General features: G+C 40.1%; 16 protein-coding genes and 1 tRNA gene. 15 read left to right on the forward strand and 2 right to left on the reverse strand.

Going from position 1 to position 18777, the window contains the following annotated elements; all coding sequences use genetic code 11:
• The 13 genes from nuoF to J2X77_RS17495 all read left to right on the forward strand — a co-directional run bounded on the left by nuoF (nucleotide 1) and on the right by J2X77_RS17495 (nucleotide 15857).
• The gene (gene nuoF, locus J2X77_RS17435; RefSeq protein WP_070560976.1) at nucleotides 1-1356 is read left to right on the forward strand and encodes an NADH-quinone oxidoreductase subunit NuoF; all 1356 of its coding nucleotides are present in this window, start codon (nucleotides 1-3) and stop codon (nucleotides 1354-1356) included.
• 30 nt (nucleotides 1357-1386) lie between these two features.
• On the forward strand, nucleotides 1387-2406 hold the full coding sequence (locus J2X77_RS17440) for a 2Fe-2S iron-sulfur cluster-binding protein (protein ID WP_209578300.1): 1020 nt from the start codon (nucleotides 1387-1389) through the stop codon (nucleotides 2404-2406).
• Nucleotides 2407-2414: 8 nt separating this feature from the next.
• Nucleotides 2415-3458 carry an NADH-quinone oxidoreductase subunit NuoH gene (gene nuoH / locus J2X77_RS17445; protein ID WP_209578301.1) on the forward strand — a complete coding sequence of 348 codons (1044 nt, stop codon included), beginning with the start codon at nucleotides 2415-2417 and terminating at the stop codon, nucleotides 3456-3458.
• Nucleotides 3459-3471: 13 nt separating this feature from the next.
• Entirely contained in the window at nucleotides 3472-3981 is a 510-nt protein-coding gene (locus J2X77_RS17450) for an NADH-quinone oxidoreductase subunit I (protein ID WP_209578302.1), read from the forward strand.
• An 11-nt stretch (nucleotides 3982-3992) separates the two neighbouring features.
• Nucleotides 3993-4490 (forward strand): NADH-quinone oxidoreductase subunit J, encoded by a 498-nt coding sequence (locus tag J2X77_RS17455; protein WP_209578303.1) that lies wholly within the window; start codon nucleotides 3993-3995, stop codon nucleotides 4488-4490.
• Nucleotides 4490-4819: an NADH-quinone oxidoreductase subunit NuoK gene (gene nuoK, locus J2X77_RS17460; protein WP_209578304.1), complete on the forward strand. Its 330-nt coding sequence runs from the start codon at nucleotides 4490-4492 to the stop codon at nucleotides 4817-4819. Before J2X77_RS17455 ends, nuoK begins: the two co-directional genes overlap by 1 nt.
• A 19-nt stretch (nucleotides 4820-4838) precedes the next feature.
• Complete coding sequence (gene nuoL / locus J2X77_RS17465; protein ID WP_209578305.1) at nucleotides 4839-6761, forward strand: NADH-quinone oxidoreductase subunit L; 1923 nt, start codon at nucleotides 4839-4841, stop codon at nucleotides 6759-6761.
• 14 nt (nucleotides 6762-6775) lie between these two features.
• Nucleotides 6776-8218: a NuoM family protein gene (locus J2X77_RS17470; RefSeq protein WP_209578306.1), complete on the forward strand. Its 1443-nt coding sequence runs from the start codon at nucleotides 6776-6778 to the stop codon at nucleotides 8216-8218.
• Nucleotides 8219-8235: 17 nt separating this feature from the next.
• Nucleotides 8236-9612: an NADH-quinone oxidoreductase subunit N gene (locus J2X77_RS17475; protein WP_209578308.1), complete on the forward strand. Its 1377-nt coding sequence runs from the start codon at nucleotides 8236-8238 to the stop codon at nucleotides 9610-9612.
• Between the two features lie 206 nt (nucleotides 9613-9818).
• Nucleotides 9819-12359: a DUF5686 family protein gene (locus J2X77_RS17480; RefSeq protein WP_209578310.1), complete on the forward strand. Its 2541-nt coding sequence runs from the start codon at nucleotides 9819-9821 to the stop codon at nucleotides 12357-12359.
• A gap of 4 nt (nucleotides 12360-12363) precedes the next feature.
• Nucleotides 12364-13143, forward strand: coding sequence for an enoyl-CoA hydratase/isomerase family protein (locus tag J2X77_RS17485; protein WP_209578312.1), 780 nt, complete (start codon nucleotides 12364-12366; stop codon nucleotides 13141-13143).
• Nucleotides 13144-13294: 151 nt separating this feature from the next.
• Entirely contained in the window at nucleotides 13295-14491 is a 1197-nt protein-coding gene (locus J2X77_RS17490) for an ankyrin repeat domain-containing protein (protein WP_209578314.1), read from the forward strand.
• Nucleotides 14492-14510: 19 nt separating this feature from the next.
• Nucleotides 14511-15857: an ankyrin repeat domain-containing protein gene (locus tag J2X77_RS17495; RefSeq protein WP_209578316.1), complete on the forward strand. Its 1347-nt coding sequence runs from the start codon at nucleotides 14511-14513 to the stop codon at nucleotides 15855-15857.
• Nucleotides 15858-16186: 329 nt separating this feature from the next.
• Here the strand turns inward: J2X77_RS17495 and J2X77_RS17500 are convergent.
• Both J2X77_RS17500 and J2X77_RS17505 read right to left on the reverse strand, forming a co-directional pair.
• A tRNA-Glu gene (locus J2X77_RS17500) sits at nucleotides 16187-16258 on the reverse strand.
• A 101-nt stretch (nucleotides 16259-16359) separates the two neighbouring features.
• Nucleotides 16360-17010, reverse strand: coding sequence for a 4'-phosphopantetheinyl transferase superfamily protein (locus J2X77_RS17505; RefSeq protein WP_209578318.1), 651 nt, complete (start codon nucleotides 17008-17010; stop codon nucleotides 16360-16362).
• 118 nt (nucleotides 17011-17128) lie between these two features.
• Here J2X77_RS17505 and dcd point away from each other — a divergent pair, with 118 nt between their 5' ends.
• Together dcd and J2X77_RS17515 are read left to right on the forward strand one after the other, a co-directional pair.
• Nucleotides 17129-17665, forward strand: a complete 537-nt coding sequence (gene dcd / locus J2X77_RS17510) for a dCTP deaminase (RefSeq protein WP_209578319.1) — start codon at nucleotides 17129-17131, stop codon at nucleotides 17663-17665.
• On the forward strand, nucleotides 17665-18774 hold the full coding sequence (locus J2X77_RS17515) for an MBL fold metallo-hydrolase (RefSeq protein WP_209578321.1): 1110 nt from the start codon (nucleotides 17665-17667) through the stop codon (nucleotides 18772-18774). The genes dcd and J2X77_RS17515 overlap by 1 nt, the downstream gene beginning before the upstream one ends.
• Nucleotides 18775-18777: the final 3 nt, after the last annotated feature.

Raw genomic sequence — 18777 nt, forward strand, 5'->3', positions numbered from 1 at the left:
ATGGCACGTAAACTTTTGTTGACTCATATCGATGTTCCAGGCATCAATACCTTTGAGGTCTATCGACAAAAAGGTGGTTATGTTGCTGTTGAAAAAGTAGTAAAGACAATGTCTCCTGAGGATGTTGTCGAAGAGGTTAAGAAGTCTGGATTACGTGGCCGTGGGGGAGCTGGTTTTCCTACTGGGATGAAATGGTCCTTTTTGGCCAAACCTGAGGGGGTGCCACGCTATTTGGTTTGTAATGCCGACGAGTCTGAACCAGGGACATTCAAAGACCGTTATTTGATGACGCATATTCCCCATGCACTCATTGAGGGAATGATTGTATCGAGCTTCGCTTTGGGGGCTCACACGTCGTATATCTATGTGCGTGGCGAGATGATGCCACAGATCAGAATTCTGGAGCGCGCTATTGCTGAAGCCAAGGAAAAAGGTTTTTTGGGTAAAAATATTTTAGGTTCGGGCTATGATCTGGAGATCTATGTTCAACCGGGAGGTGGAGCATATATCTGTGGTGAGGAAACTGCTTTATTAGAGTCCTTAGAAGGTAAACGAGGTAACCCACGTATTAAACCACCTTTTCCCGCGATAGCGGGTTTATATAACTGCCCGACAGTGGTAAATAATGTGGAGTCTATTGCAACGACAGTTCCCATTATTAATTTGGGTGGTGAAGAGTATGCTAAGATCGGTGTAGAGCGTAGTACCGGAACAAAATTAATTTCCGCTAGCGGAAATATTGTAAAACCAGGTGTCTATGAGATAGAACTAGGTCTGCCCGTTGAAGAATTTATTTACTCGGACGAATATTGTGGTGGTATTGCCAATGGGAAACGAATGAAGGCTGTCGTAGCCGGAGGCTCTTCGGTGCCTATTTTACCGGCTAATCTGATCTTGAAAACTGCCGCTGGAAATAGCCGATTGATGACTTATGAATCACTGGCTGATGGTGGCTTCCAAACTGGTACAATGCTCGGATCAGGTGGTTTCATCGTATTTGACGAGGATCAGTGTGTGGTGCGTAATACCTGGAATTTTGCGCGATTCTATCATCATGAAAGCTGTGGTCAATGTTCGCCTTGTCGTGAAGGAACAGGCTGGATGGAGAAGGTACTGCATAAGATCGAGAGCGGTCACGGCTCGATGTCAGACATTGATTTATTGTGGGACGTGCAACGAAAAATAGAAGGGAATACAATTTGCCCATTGGGTGATGCTGCGGCATGGCCTGTGGCGGCAGCAATAAGACACTTTAGGGATGAATTTGAATGGCATATCCTGCATCCGGAAGAGTCACAAACACGGAATTATGGACTGGCACATTATGCTGATCCTTTACAACCAATAGTATCATAATAGAAGCTGTAACGATAAATTAATTATATCATGGCAGAAGCGGAAGATGTAAAGTTTAAGGTCACCATCGATGGTATACCTGTAGAGGTTGCTCCTGGGACAAGTATATTAAATGCAGCGAGACAGATCGGCGGCGATATAGTCCCTCCGGCAATGTGTTACTACTCCAAACTGGAGGGAAGTGGCGGTAAATGTCGTACCTGTTTGGTAAAAGTCTCCAAGGGATCTGAAAAGGACCCAAGACCGATGCCGAAATTGGTGGCATCTTGTCGTACAACGGTGATGGACGGTATGGAAGTACAAAATATTACTTCGCCAGAGGTGGTGGAAGCAAGAAAAGGTGTTGTTGAAATCTTATTGATTAACCATCCCCTAGATTGCCCAATCTGCGATCAGGCTGGTGAATGTAAATTGCAGGATCTTGGATATGAACACGGCAGTGCTAATACACGCTACGAATTCGATCGACGTACCTTCGAACGCATTGATTTGGGCGATAAGATCCAGTTGCATATGAACCGTTGTATCTTATGTTACCGTTGTGTTTATGTCGCCAATCAGTTGACCGACCAGCGTGTACACGGTATCCTAGGACGAGGAGATCACGCGGAGATATCAACTTATATTGAAAATGTAATTGATAACGATTTCTCCGGAAATGTTATTGATGTATGTCCTGTGGGAGCTTTGACAGATAAAACCTTCCGTTTCAAGAACAGGGTATGGTTTACGAAGCCGGTCGATGCACATCGCGATTGTCCGACATGTTCGGGTAAGGTAACCTTATGGTATAAGGGAGAAGAGGTCATTCGGGTAACAGCTCGAAAGGATGAGTTTGGTGAAGTGGAAGAGTTTATCTGTAATACCTGTCGCTTTGATCAGAAAAAAACAAGCGATTGGGTGTTGGAGGAACCAACAGAAATAGATCCACATTCCGTTATCTCGGCTAATCACTACGAGTTATTTAATCCACCTAAAGTCGTTAAAGAAAATCCTGTACTGCAGGAAAAAAATCGCGAACAGTTAGCTAGAACAGAAAAATTGAAATAATCACGAATATGGAGTGGTCTTTTGTCATAGAAAAATTAATACTGGTGTTTATTATCTTCGTAGTTACTTTGGTAATTGCGATGTATTCTACGCTAGCAGAACGTAAAATTGCCGGATTTATGCAGGATCGTTATGGTCCGGATCGGGCAGGTATTTTCGGGATCTTACAACCCTTATGCGACGGGGGGAAGTTCTTCTTTAAGGAGGAAATTATTCCTGCAGGTGCGCATAAAGTACTTTTTATAGTAGGTCCTACTATAGCCATTATAACAGCCTGTATCAGTTCCGCCGTGATCCCTTGGGGACAGGAGTTACAGATTGGAGATCGGATAATTTCTTTGCAGGTTGCGCAAGGCATCAATGTTGGTGTATTGTATATGTTTGGTGTCATAGCATTGGGCGTATATGGTATTATGTTGGGCGGCTGGGCGTCGAATAATAAGTTTTCTTTGATGGGCGCAATTCGTGCGGCATCACAGAGCATCAGCTATGAGATTGCCATGGGGCTATCATTGATCGCTTTACTGATGGTCACGCGTACATTGACGCTAGAGGAAATTGTCGCACAGCAGTCTGGCTTTGTCAACTGGAATATCTGGGCACAGCCGTTAGGTTTTATTATTTTTATGGTGTGTGCCTTTGCTGAGTGTAACCGAGTACCTTTTGATTTACCGGAATGTGAAACGGAGCTTGTTGGTGGTTATCATACGGAGTATTCTTCGATGAAATTGGGGCTCTATATGTTCTCCGAATATATCAATATGTTTGTTTCTTCGGCGCTTATGGCTTCACTCTATTTTGGGGGATACAATTTCCCTTTTATGAATGATTTGGGATTGTCGGCCAATATGATCACGATCATTGGGGTGTTTGTATTCTTCATTAAAATATTGCTGTTTATCTTTTTCTTTATGTGGGTGCGTTGGACTTTACCACGTTTCCGCTACGATCAACTGATGAATCTAGGCTGGAAGATGTTGATTCCATTGGCGATTGCCAATATTGTACTTACAGGTGTATTTACATTGATTAAAGATACTTATTTCTCATAAGAAAGGACTTTTTATGCAACTAACCAATCGTAAAAAAGTAATTGAACAAAAACCGATGACATTCGCCGAAAGAATCTACTTTCCGGCTATTATAAAAGGTTTGCGAATTACATTAAGGCATTTTTTTAAGAAAATACCAACCATTAAATATCCTGAGGAAATAAGACCTTATTCGAAAAATTTTAGAGGACAGCACTCGCTCAAACGTGATGAAGAAGGGCGCGAGCGTTGTACTGCTTGTGGATTATGTGCCTTGTCCTGTCCTGCGGAGGCGATTACCATGACTGCTGCAGAGCGAAAAAAAGGTGAAGAACATCTTTATCGTGAAGAAAAATACGCGTCGGTATATGAAATCAATATGTTGCGCTGTATTTTCTGTGGCCTATGTGAAGAGGCTTGCCCGAAAGAAGCGATCTATTTGGACGGTCCCCATGTGACTGCAGATTATCTCCGTAAGGATTTTATCTATGGAAAAGACAAATTGGTTGAACCGACTTTCGATATTACCAAATTAAAGAGCTAAACCAGGAAATTATGACAGTATTTTATTTTGTAGCCTTCTTGTCTATTTTCTTTGCGCTGATGACCATTTTTACCAAAAATCCTGTGCACAGTGTATTGTATTTGGTGATTACGTTTTTCACATTTACAATACATTATATTCTTTTGAATGCGCAGTTTTTGGCTGTGGTGAATTTCATTGTGTATATGGGTGCCATTATGGTTTTGTTTTTATTCGTGCTGATGTTGCTCAACCTGAATAAGGATACCGAACCCATGAAATCCAATTTAGTCAAATTTATGGGCGTTATTGCAGGCTGTTGCTTACTGGTGACTTTTTTCGGCGTGTATCGTGTATTCGATATTTCGAATCCACTGACCGTCGTAAATCCAGAGATCGGATTGGTCAAGAATCTGGGGAAAGTGTTGTTTAACGAATTTTTGCTCCCTTTTGAGTTATCGTCGCTATTGTTATTGACGGCAATGATCGGAGCGATATTATTAGCTAAGAAAGAACCTAAACAAATCTAATGGAAACAGTTGTTCAACAGTTGCAAGGGGTGCCAATAAATCATTACTTGATTTTTTGCTCGATTATTTTTGCTATTGGTGTTATTGGTGTTCTTATTCGCCGTAACGTCATCATTATTATGATGTCTATTGAATTGATGCTTAATGCAGTGAATCTTCTTTTAGCAGCATTTTCTGTGCAGCATGGCGATTCATCCGGGCAGGTTTTTGTCTTCTTTATCATGGCATTGGCAGCTGCAGAAGTTGCCGTCGGCCTTGCAATTATTATTATGGTATATCGGAATACGAAATCTGTGGATATCGATTCCTTAAATAAACTGCGTTGGTAGAACTTAAGAAATAAATACGATGAGTGAATTAGTCTGGTTGATTCCCCTTTTGCCCTTAATCGGGTTTATAATAAATGGATTGGGTAGGAATACTTTCTCCAAAGGTATGATAGGTGCTGTTGGTAGTGCTGTAGTGCTTATTTCTTTTGTGTGTAGCTGTATTCTTTTCTCCGAAGTATATCAAGCGAGACAGGCTGGACAAGCGGGCATCATTGAGCAGCATGTATTTGATTGGATTGCCGTAGGTAACCTTAAGATAGGATTATCTTTTTTGGTAGACCCGCTTAGTGCGATTATGCTTCTGATTGTTACAGGAATCGGTTTTCTTATCCATGTATACTCCATTGGTTATATGCATCATGATATTGGATTTGGTAAGTTCTTCTCCTACTTGAATCTCTTTATCTTTTTTATGTTGTTATTGGTGTTGGGATCCAATTACTTGGTCATGTTCATAGGCTGGGAAGGTGTAGGATTATGCTCGTATCTATTGATCGGCTTTTGGTATAAAAATACTTCCTATACAAATGCAGCAAAAAAAGCATTTGTGATGAATAGAATAGGTGATTTAGGTTTTTTACTTGCCGTATTTTTAATACTAGGTACTTTCGGCTCGTTAGAATTTTCGACGGTATTTCCAGCGGCCAAGAACTTCGCTGTTGGTGATATTACTGTGGTCAGCATTACCATTTTGTTGTTTATTGCTGCAACCGGTAAATCTGCACAAATCCCCTTGTTTACTTGGTTGCCCGATGCCATGGCTGGACCAACACCGGTATCTGCGCTGATCCATGCGGCTACCATGGTTACGGCGGGTATTTATATGATTGCCCGTTCCAATATATTATTTATCCTTTCACCGTTCACCTTACAACTTATTACTGTCATCGCTATTTGTACAGCCCTGCTGGCTGCTGCGATTGCATTAACGCAAAATGATATTAAGAAAGTATTAGCTTATTCCACCGTTTCGCAATTGGGCTATATGTTTCTTGGCCTTGGTGTAGGTGCATTTACAGGAGCATTTTTCCACGTATTGACACATGCCTTTTTTAAAGCATTGCTTTTCCTTGGGGCGGGATCTGTCATACATGGTATGAGTGAGGAACAAGATATGCGTAAAATGGGAGGACTGAAGAGCGCTATGCCAATTACTTATTTAACGATGTTGATGGGAACAATCGCGATTTCAGGGATTCCACCATTCTCTGGTTTCTTCTCCAAAGACGAAATATTGGCTGGAGCTTTCACGTCAAGTCCAGTCCTTTGGGGTCTAGGGTTTATTGGCGCATTAATGACAGCATTCTATATGTTTAGGATGTTATTTATGACATTTTTTGGAACTTTCCGTGGTACGGAAGAGCAAAGGCATCATCTGCATGAATCTCCAAAGAGTATGACCACACCACTCATTGTGCTGGCTGTACTTTCGGTGATAGGGGGTGTGATCAATTTACCAGCGGTTTTGGGGGGTAATCATTGGCTTGAGGATTTTCTGGCACCGGTGTTTTCAGAGGGAAAGGCTATAATGCCAGCAACACATCATTTGGAACATAGTACTGAATACCAATTAATGGCCGTTTCGGTAGTTGGTGTATTGATTATGGCTGCTTTAGCCTCTAATAAATATGTTAAACGACAAAAGTCACCTGAAGAGGGAGAAGGTACGAGAAGTTTCTTGGCTAATCTCTCCTACAATAAGTTTTACGTGGATGAACTTTATGATAGCATCATCGTACGCCCAATCAATTGGCTTTCGGCTTTCATGGGTAACGTAGTTGATCAACGTGGTATTGATGGCCTTGTCAATGGAGCCGGTAAAGTAACTTTTGACACAGGTAAGGTATTGCGTTTGCTCCAGAATGGTAATGTTGGTTTTTATTTATTGATGATGGTAATTGGGGTGATTGCCATTTTCATCTATGGATTGTTGAGTCTTTAATTTTGGTGTAATCGATGGATAACTTGTTTTTACTTATTTTATTGCCGTTAATAAGCGCGTTGATGCTAGCTTTTTTAAAGACAAATGCTGCAAAGTCTATAGCCTTGATTTTATCATTAATATCTTTGGCGTTGACTATTCCCTTCCTTTATGCTTTTGACGCGAATGGAGGGATGCAATTTGAACAAAATTGGCTATGGATTTCTTCGTTGCATATCCATTTCCATATTGGTGTTGATGGTATCAGTCTGCCGCTGGTTTTGTTGACCAATGGGCTCATGCCTTTGATTATTGCAACAACTTTTAGGAAGGATTATAAAGGAAACTTCTATGCACTAATGGCTTTCATGCAAGCAGGATTGTTGCTGGTATTTATGGCCTTGGATGCATTTAGCTTTTATGTGGGTTGGGAAATCGCCTTGATCCCGATCTACTTTATCTGTGCACTTTGGGGCGAAGGAGATCGTATTCGTGTCAACTTGAAATTCTTCATCTATACTTTTTTGGGTAGTCTTTTGATGCTGATCGCGATTCTTTATCTCTATCAACAAGTACCTAACCGTGATTTTGAGTGGACCTCGTTTATCGCATTAGATTTGGGGGGAAATACACAGCGGTGGTTATTTTGGGCATTCTTTGTCGCTTTCGCTATTAAAATTCCTATTTTCCCTTTTCATACTTGGCAACCTAACACATATACCAATGCACCTGCAGCAGGCACAATGTTACTGGCTGGTATCATGCTCAAAATGGGTGTTTACGGTTTAATGCGTTGGCTACTGCCTATTGCGCCGGCTGGTGTTGCACTGTATGGTCATTTCGTGATGATATTATGTGTGATTGGGATTGTGTATGCTTCTATCATCGCTATTAAACAAGATGACGTGAAGCGATTGATTGCCTATTCATCCATAGCCCACGTGGGTCTAATTAGTGCTGGTGTCTTTACGTGGAATACGAACGGACTGAGTGGAGCAACCATTCAAATGTTAAATCATGGTATTTCGGTGATCGGACTTTTTTATGTGTTAGATATAATACAGCAGCGTACACGCACACGTAGTCTTTCGGAATTGGGCGGAATTGCGAGCAGAGCACCCCGGTTGGCCATTTTATTTATGATTATTTGTATGGGAGCAGTAGGACTGCCGCTAACAAATGGATTCGTTGGTGAATTTTTGCTACTGAAAGGCGTTTTTCAGTATGGATTCTGGTTTGCTGTTTTTGCGGGTTTAACCTTAATTCTTGGGGCAGTCTATATCCTTAGACTTTATCAAAAGACCATGTTAGGGGAAGCCACCGAAAGAACGAAGCAATTTGAAGATGTGAAAAGTACCGAACTTGTCGTGTTAACGATAGTCTCCGCCTTAATTCTTTACATTGGTATATTCCCTAATTTCCTATTGAACCTTTCTGCAAGTTCGGTGGAAGTTTTAAGTACATTTTTAGGCAGATAATAGATTTATTTAATTGTATGGGTGCAATAATTACACTTTCGATATTAGCATTGGTGGTCCTTTATCTTGGCTTATTCAAGGTAAAATCTATGCTACTGCCTGTTTCTATTCTTGGATTTCTTGTCGCTATCGGTTTCCTATGGTATGACTGGAATTCGACCAGCGGTCCTCTTTATAGCGGGATGGTTCATTTTGATCATTATGCTATTGTTTTTTCAATCTTATGTATTGCCGTTACCTTATGTATCTTCGTTGTTTCAAAAGGATATTTTGACCAAGAAGGACAAGTCGCGGAGTATTATTCACTATTAATATTTTCCCTCACAGGAGCTGTTCTTGTAAATAGTTATCATAATTTTTCGATGCTCTTTTTAGGCATTGAAATTATGTCAGTAGCTCTTTATATTTTGGTCGGAATACGTAAAAGAGATAAAGCATCAAATGAAGCTGCGCTAAAGTATTTTATCATGGGTGCTTTTTCTACCGGTTTTCTTTTGTTTGGAATTGCCCTCCTATACGGAGCAACAGGATCATTTGATCTAAGTGAAGTGAAAGAATATGTTGTTAATAATCCTCAGGCGATTTCACCTTTATTTTATGGCGGGATATTATTTCTAATCGTAGGGCTGACTTTCAAAGTTGGAGCTGTTCCATTTCATTTCTGGACACCCGATGTTTACGAAGGGGCTCCGATTTTGATTACAAGTTATATGAGTACGGTGGTTAAGGTAGCATCTTTTGCTGGATTGTTGCGTTTATTCAGTTATAGCCTATTGCCTTTACAAGATTTTTGGACACCCGTATTTTTAGTGATTGCCATTCTCACTTTATTTGTTGGAAATATTTCAGCGTTAATGCAGTCTTCTTTCAAACGAATGCTTGCCTATTCGAGTGTTTCTCATGCAGGTTATATGTTGTTTGCAATTATAGCCGTGGGTGCCACGTCAGCCAATAGCATCTTTGCGTATGGTCTTGCTTATTCGCTGGCAACGATTGTTGCTTTTACGGGATTAATCCTTGTCAAAAAGACAACCGGTTCCGAGCATTTTGAAGCGTTCAATGGATTGGGTAAACGTAATCCCATGCTCGCCTTTGCAATTACAGTTGCTATGCTATCTCTTGCCGGCATACCGTTGACTGCCGGATTTATTGGTAAATTTATGATGTTTTCTTCTGTTATGGAGAACTATCATATTGTATTGCTCGTGCTAGCCGTCGTTAACGCTGCAATTGGCGTATATTACTACTTAAAGGTTGTTGTTGCGATGTACTTTAGGGATAGTGAGGAATCTTGTGTCAATGTGCAGTGGAATTATTCACTTGTACTGTTCCTTGCAGTCGTGCTTACAATTATAATTGGAGTATATCCAGATTGTCTTTTAAAATTAATATAAATTTTTTGTTAAACATATATGTTTTAAATGCGCATAGCGACTTTTAGTAATCAACATAGCGATTACGTGGATTAAAAGTGAAGATTTCTGTTAGAATACTTGTTGTTTATTAAGCATAGCGATTCGCTGTGCTTTTTTTACTTTTATTGGTATAACTCTTGCATACAAATTGTATATTGTAAAAAAGAAATCCTATCAATTTGCAGATGGTGTTTAAAGTGTGTGTTAAATCTTTTTCTATTCATTTTTTCGGTGTATTATTATTCCTCTTTATAGGAGGGCGGGTAATTGCGCAGGAATTTATTCGTGGAAAGGTAGTGGATGCGCAGACAGGAAAAGGTATTGCAAGGGTCTCGATTAACTGGCTTGGGGAAGATCGTGGAGGTAGTAGTGATACTGTTGGGAATTTCAAAATTCAGGATATTAAGAAGTATCGCCAGTTAATCTTTGGAGCAGTGGGTTATGAACGCAGGACAATTGATGTTCGCCGATTGCAAGATTCTATATTGACTGTGCGTTTAATTGCCTCTAATAATACATTACAGGAAGTCGTCGTCAATAGAAAAAATAAGAAACCAAAAGATCCTGCCGTTGCGCTGATTGAGAAGGTGATAGCAAACCGTCCCCAGAACCATTATACCCGTATTCCTGAAATTCGTTTCGACGAATATGAGAAAACACAGTTTGGTTTTGTCAATCCAGAAGATAAAGCCAAGAAATTTCCAAAACCATTTCGGTTTCTTTTTGAGAATGTTGACTCTACTGCTTTCCGGGGGCTCACAATCGCGCCATTCTATCTGGAAGAAAACTATGCAAACGTCTATTCATCCCATAATCCAGACCGAAGTAAGAAAATTATCATTAGCCACAATCAAACAGAATTAAATCCTCGCTTTTTTAACAACGATAATTGGCAGACGCGTTTTCAGACAATACTCCGTGATGTTGATCTCTATGATAATACGATTCAGATCACAAACAAAGGTGTGTTGAGCCCAATTGCTACGGGTGCAACAGCATTTTATAACTATCAGATCAAAGATACAATTCAAATCGATGGTCAGGATTATATAGCGCTCCATTTTGAAGGCAAATCTGCGATTGATTTGCTTTTCTACGGTGATCTTCTAATATCGGATGATACGAGATATGCGGTCCATCGCGCGACATTGAATATAGGACGTGCCGCAAATATCAATTGGATAAATGATGTACAGATAGAGCTGAACTATCGTGAATTTAAAAATGGTAGTATGCTCCCTGTTCATGCAGATCTGAAAATGTTATTTGGCGGTAGTAAGTCAGATGTATTATATGGACGCAGGGAAACCCAATACCTAGGACATCGTACGGATTCCATTTCGAGTGAGAATTTTGCCGGAGTACCTGTTGAAAAAAGATATCTTCTGCAATCTGCGGTACAAGTGCCCATAGTACGGATTAGACCGAGTCCCTTAAGCCATGCTGAATTAGGGGCCTATCAAAAAGTTGATTCGGTACAAAATATGCGATCTTTTAATCAGTTGGTTGCATTAGGTTATTTACTGGCAAAGGGCTATTATAATGCTGGGAAAGTTGAATTTGGACCTCTTGAATATCTTTATAGCCGTAATAATTATGAAGGTAATCGATTCCGCTTAAGTGGTCGAACAACTCGTTTATTTTCCGAAAAAGCTTATATTGAAGGATATACTGCTTACGGAGATAAAGATAAAGAACTTAAATATTACTTGAGTACGGCCTTTACGTTGAATGGTGAACGAATTGTTCAGTTTCCTGCAAATTATTTGCGCTTTACTGTACAGCATGATGTGATGGAACCAGGGCGGGGCTTGGGCTTTTTAAAAGGCGATGGATTCTTCCGCTCTTTTGGGAAAAACAAGCCTAATAAATGGCAATTTAATGACATCTATCGACTAGATCATCTGATCGAATTTGGCAATCATGTTAGCGTTGGAACGGCATTTACGCATACCAGAAGACAGCCCCGTGGTGATTTGTTCTATATCAATAGTCTACCTTTACCTGATACAGTTCGCCGGGTAAATACAAATGATCTGCAGCTGATTTTGCGCTGGGCTCCAAATGAAGAATTTACCTATCATAATCTTGACCGAGGTACTGTGGAAAATAAGTATCCCATCTTTACCCTGCAATATAACAAAGGTTTGAAAGGCTTTTGGGGAGCAGATTATAATTATGATGCATTGCGGTTCAATATTTTCAAACGATTATTCTTATCTCCGGCAGGTCAGGCCGATCTCGAGTTTTCAGGAGGAAGAATTTGGGGTAAGCACCTGCCTTATACCTTGCTTGAACTTCCAGAGGTCACAAAAGATAAGCAGGGACCTTTGGTGAACTTTGATCTGATGGCGACTTCGGAATTTGCTTCCGACCAGTTTTTGAAACTAACTTATTATCACAATTGGAATGGTTTCTTTTTCAATAGAATCCCCTTGTTCAGAAGGTTAAAATGGCGTGAAGTGACAGGGTTTAAGGCTTTTTATGGAAAGCTGAGTGACGCCAACAATCCATTTGTTACTCCCGAAAACATTCAATTTGAGCCAGATAAAGATGGCATTATTCAAACAAAGGCATTCCGTAACAAACCTTATGTGGAAGGACTTCTGGGGGTGGATAATATTTTTAAATTGATTAGATTAGAGTATAAAAAGAGATTAAGCTATAGAGGTGGCGAAGGCGTACCTTCAGATACCTTTACGGCATCTTTACATTTTAATTTTTAGCAATATGGTTCAATATTCAAGTTTAAAATACGCTATTAAAGATAGTATAGGCTACATCTTTATTAATCGCGAACCGCAGCTGAACGCCTTGAATCAGCAAACACTGGATGATTTGCAAGATCTTTTCAAACATTTCAATTCCGACGATCAAGTACGAGGCATAATCCTGACTGGCACTGGTGACAAAGCATTTGCGGCAGGAGCAGATATCAAGGAATTTTTGGATTTGTCTGTTATTCAGGCGCGATGGCTTAGTGAAAGGGGTCATATTATTTTTTCAGATCTTATTGAGGACTCACCGAAGCCAGTTATTGCTGCTATCAATGGATATGCCTTAGGTGGAGGGCTTGAACTCGCTTTGGCCTGTCACATGCGTATAGCTTCTGAGAATGCCAAAATGGGGCTTCCAGAAGTTTCTTTGGGCTTAATTCCAGGTTATGGCGGTACACAACGTTTGCCCAAATTGATCGGAAAAGGGCGGGCCATGCAAATAATTTTAACTGGTGATATGATTGATGCTCAGCAGGCTTATGAAATAGGATTGGTAAACGAGGTGGTCGTACAGGATAAACTAATTGCCCGAGCGGAGGAAATACTTCAAAAAATATTTACGCGCTCTCGCGTAGCAGTAGCAAATGCAATAGCTGCGATTAACGCTGCAGAAGATAAACAACAAAATGGAAGCAAAGTTGAAATGGATGCCTTTGGACATTTATTCGGTACAGAAGATTTCAAAGAAGGTGTTTCTGCATTTTTAGCGAAAAGGACTCCAAATTTTGAGTAGCGGCCTAACGCATTTTTTTATTATCCTTTCAGGTTACAGTTTTATACTGATTCCGTAGTTTATATTAAATGGTATTCATACTATTTTTTTAGTTAAATCGTTTTTAATTGAACCATGTTGGTTTCGTGTTTAGATTAACACCAGTAAAAAAATGACAAATAACGAACTAAGAGCACTTGCTGAATTTTCGCGCAAAAATGAAATTGCAGAGATGGAACAGATTGTCGCAGCAACAAACAGCAGCATTGAGTTTCATGAGTACGAATTGAATAGTTTAGTGAGCCAATTGATTCGATCTCAGCATTATGAAATCCTGGACAGGTTTTTACACAAGGGGCTCATCTCAACTGATCTATACGATTACGATCGTTTGAGCACATCTGTCATCAATACCTTATTTAAGCCTCACATAACATCCGAATCACAACTTGACATCCATTTAAATTGGATCAAGAGTTATTTGGCTCAGGTTGATGATATTGATGAAGAAGTAGACGGTAGTACCTTATTGGAATATGCCGTGCAGGAAAATGTGGCAATTCCTTTCTTAAAACTTATTTATGATGCAGGTGCTGACTTGCAGCGAATGGACAAATATGGACAAACATTGCTTTTTAAAGTGTGTAGTTTACGTATGCAGCCCAACGAACGTATTAGCGAGCTTGTAGATTGGCTGTTAGCGGAGGGCTTAGATCCGAATATTGCCAATGTTGAACAGAAGACAGCGTTACATATGGCTGTTGATACGTTGAAAACTGACGCTGTAGTTAAATTATTAGATGCTGGAGCAGACCCAGGCTTAAAGGATTGGCATGGGGAAAGTGCTTTTCATTATGCTGCGATTAGGCACTTTAATCCCGGTTTATTGCTGACTCTCTTCAATTATGGAAAGCCAGATTTTCATAGCGTCGATAAGCAAGGTGAAAGCTTGCTCAATGCATTCCTTCGCAGGATGCATACCGACAGTGAGACTAACCTAGCCGTTCTAGTCCTGCTTTTGGAACACGGTGCTGATCTGACGGCAGCCTCCGTTTGGTACCAGAAAGAAAAAGCAGGAGTTGATTGGCTGGCAGAAAAATCACTTTTGGTTATACAAGAACTTGTGGACAAAGGATTTTTAGATCTAAATTATACGGATAATGAGGGTAATACGTTATTGCATAAGGTTTGTCAAGAAAATCTCAATTACGATGAAAATAAAGCCCGTGAGCTTTACAAGAAGGTAAAATATTTGGTTGGCGAGGGGATTGACCCTCAATCAGAAAATAGATTGGATAAAAAGGCTGTTGATTACGCTATGGAGGATAATCTCAAGATAAAAACAGTCGAATGGTTATTAAAACAATAAATAAGTATAGAAAAGAGTTATGTCTCAATCATTTATAATTGCTTGTGAAAGTGGGAAGCGTAAGATAGCGGAGATATTACTGGAGAAGCATCAAGTTGATGTATCTTACACCGATGAAATGGGGCGTACAGCATTGCATTATGCGGCGCATCGGGGGTATCTAGATTTGGTGAAAAAGTTAGTTGAGGCAGGTGCTACCTTGGACTACGAAGATCATCGGGGTGAAACCCCTTTGTATTTTGCCCTGTTACAAAAGCAAAAGCAAACGGCAGTCTATTTATTGGAAAATAATGCCAATATTTTAATCAATGATTTTTTGGGGAATAGCTTGCTTCATATCGCAGCGCGCACAGGGCAACAGGAAATGGTGGAAAAACTGATTACACATGGCTTGGATGTAAATGCTTTAAATAACAGCGCTGAATCACCCTTACTATTGGCTGTTCAGGCAAAATATCCTCCTGTAGTACAGTTGCTTGTTGGAAATGGCGCTCGTGTAGACACAACAGACAAAGAGGGCAACACGGCTTTAAATTTGGCAGTGGCTTTGGGTTCTGTTCCTATTGTGAACATGTTGTTGGATAATGGTGCGTCTGTCAATATACTCAATGACATAAGCGAGGGCCCCTTACTGCTTGCAGTAAAAAATGGGAATCGCATTCTTGCCCAAAAATTGTTGGAACAGGGAAGTGATATTTTTGCTGAATCTGCTGAGGGCATTTCTCCAGTATGGTATGTATGTAATAGCAATCAAAAGGAGTTGCTTGCATTATTTTTAGAAAAAGGTCTTTCTGCCGATTACGCACGTCCCGTGGATTCATTTGATGGAAAGGACGGACAATATTTGGAGAAGTTAATTGCTAGGACAGGTGGACGTACTTTTATACTCGGATTTGAACCACATTATGCTGGGGAGACATTGTTACATACGGCCACAAAAATGGGCTACCTATCTTTGGTCAAACAGCTTTTGGATAGTGGCGCAACGATCGATAAACAGGATGCAGCAGGGAATACCGCGCTTCATTATGCTGCAGCTTATGGTAAAAAAGATGTGTTGCGGTATCTCCTGTCCAACGGAGCAGTGACAGATATAGCGAATGTTTTGGAACAGAAAGCAATAGATTATTCCAATATGCAGGGGTATAATGAAATAACTGCATTATTAATTGATTTCGGTGCGCAAACCAATGCTGTGGGGGATGGGCCGATCAGCGCCAGTAAAAAGGTAATACCTGAAATGCCTCCAGGAATGGATATGGCACAAAAAAAGCAGGCGCTATTTGATCTGAAGGATTTATTAGACGCAGGAATTATCAATCAAGAAGAATTTGATTTGGAAAAAGCTAAGATCTTGAAGAGTTAGCATTTTAAACGATCGTTTTAAACTTGTACTGTTACATTATTTTTTTCTCATTCACTTTCAAATAGAACTTTGCTCCGATCGGTTATTCCTGTTCATATGTACTGTTTTAATGATTATGTTGCAACTGGTTAAATTCATTTTACATTACACCGTCGTTCAGGAAATTAGTTTATTGTTTGTTTGCGATAAGGTATAGATCTAGTGACCGGCATATAATCGCAATCAACACGATTAATGGATTTTTAAAAGGATCCCAGTTGTTTAAACAGGCATGGCATTGGACGATAAGCGCATAAACTAAAAAAGCGACTCTTTGGAAGTCGCTTTTGTAGCCCGTAGGGGAATCGAACCCCTGTTTCAAGAATGAAAATCTTGCGTCCTAACCCCTAGACGAACGGGCCATATCGTTTTCGATGATGCAAATATAGAAGCTTTTTCAAAAAGCGCAAAAAAAAAGTGCAGTTGGAATGCTAATTCATTGAAATTGAGAAAAATTATTTTTTTAAAGGCCCTGTTCCACAGCGTAAGCAAGCATATACTCATTGAATTTCTCGTAATACACATCATAATTATGCTTCTTTTGATTGCTGTCTAGTTCAAGTTTTAATATACCTTGCGTTTGATAGTTGAATGGCTGTATGGTCATGTTGTTCAGGAAAGAGACACCCGCATTCCCTTGAAGTTTGTAAATAGCCTCTTTGGCACACCAGCATGCATAAAGCTGCTCATATTGGTTCTCACCACGGGTGATGAAAGCGAGCTCTTCAGGCTTTAGAAACTTGTGTTGGATGCGCTCTACTTTTGTGTTGATGATTTCCATGTCGATCCCAACCTCTCCCTTTGTACTGATCATTGCAGCCGCATACTCAAATGAGTGCGAAAGGGATATTTTCTGAGGAAAATTAGCGAGATAAGGCTTGCCATTCGGATCGGAAGGACACTCAATATAGCGGGATGTATTTAATAGCGTTCGCAATAACACACGTGTTGCAAGCCAGTGGAGCCTTCTTTTTCCGATATGGAAGGAACCCAATATTGCTTTTTCACGTTCATCCAACTGAAGCTTCGACATCAAATCATCGTCAGATTCTTCAATTCGCCAAATTGCAAATTTGGTTTGGCTATCAATTTCACGTAGATATACTAGACTCATGTCCAAATTTAAAAACAAATCGCAGATTTTTGTTTTGAAAAATGAAGTAAAATTAGTTGGAGAACTGTATTTTTGAATTTGTATAGCACGGCCTGATGCCTTTGCTATTTTGATACACATGATTTTATCTGATAAAAGAATTCTCGAAGAGATTGAAAATGGCAGTATTGTCATTCAACCATTTGATCGTAAGTGTTTGGGCACAAATTCGTACGATGTACATTTGGGAAAATATTTGGCAACGTATGCAGACCGTGTACTGGATGCAAAAAAGCACAATGAAATCCAACATTTTGAAATTCCTGAAGAGGGATTCGTTTTGGAACCTAATACGCTCTATTTAGGTGTTACACAAGAATATACTGAGACGCATAAGCATGTTCCTTTTTTAGAGGGCAAATCAAGTACTGGCCGCTTAGGGATTGATATCCATGCAACCGCAGGAAAGGGCGACGTCGGCTTCTGCAATACCTGGACATTGGAAATTTCGGTAGCTCAGCCGGTCCGCGTTTATGCGGGGATGCCTATAGGGCAGCTAATCTATTTTGCGGTAGAAGGGGAGATCGAAACATTTTATAATACCAAAGGAAATGCAAAATATAACGGTAAGACAATCCGTCCGGTCGAATCCATGATGTGGAAGAATAATTTCTAATGAGAACGATTGGGTGGATTATATTAGCGACGCTATTGATCATTCTTATCAGCGGCGTACTTTATTATTTTATTCATCCTATCTTTGGTGGAAGTTTCAAGGGAGCTCGACTTGAGCGTATGAAACAGTCTCCAAATTTTAAAAATGGTACTTTTCGTAATCTCGAAGTAACACCATCGTTGAAAAGCGATGTCAATGTGGTCGCGTTGTTTTGGGATTTTCTTTTCAACAAAAACCCCCACTTGAAACCTATCGATGTGTTGCCTGTTGTTGCCTGTGATTTAGAAAATCTCCCCACAGACGATGTTCTGATCTGGTTCGGCCACTCCTCATATCTGCTAAAATTAGATGGAAAAATAATATTGGTGGATCCTGTTTTCAGCGAAAATGCTTCCCCAATGCCAGGTAGCAATAATGCATTTAAGATGTCAGTTGACTATGCGATGATGCTTTTTCCTAAAATCGACTATTTGTTTATCACTCACGATCATTATGATCACTTGGACTATGACACTGTTGCGAAATTGAGGAATAAAATTGGTCAGGTTATTTGTGGTCTTGGTGTTGGAGCACATATTGAATCTTGGGGATATAAGGCTGATCAGATCATAGAGGGCGATTGGTACGACCACATACAACTAAGACCTAGTTTTCAGGTCACCTTTACCCCAGCAAGGCACTTCTCGGGGCGAAGAATTACACGAAATACTACCTTGTGGACATCCTTTGTGTTAAAAACCTCCAAGTATACTATTTTCTTGGGGGGCGATAGTGGCTATGGTAAGCATTTCAAAAAAATAGGTGATCAATTCGGGCCATTTGATTTAGCAATCTTGGAAAGTGGGCAGTATAATGATGCCTGGCATTACATCCATTCTTTACCAGATGAATGGGCTGCTGAAACGAAGGATTTGAAGGCCCAAGCTATTTTACCCGTACATTCTTCGAAATTCGCTTTGGCTATGCACGATTGGAAAGAACCGATGGAGAAATTTCACGAAATAGCTGATAAAGAAAATATCAATCTGCTTACGCCTAAAATAGGGGAATTGGTGTATTTTAATAGATTGGATAAAGTATATCCACCTTGGTGGCGTGAAGTCCAATAAAGA

The organism is Sphingobacterium sp. 2149 (assembly GCF_031455655.1).
Taxonomy (GTDB): Bacteria; Bacteroidota; Bacteroidia; order Sphingobacteriales; family Sphingobacteriaceae; genus Sphingobacterium.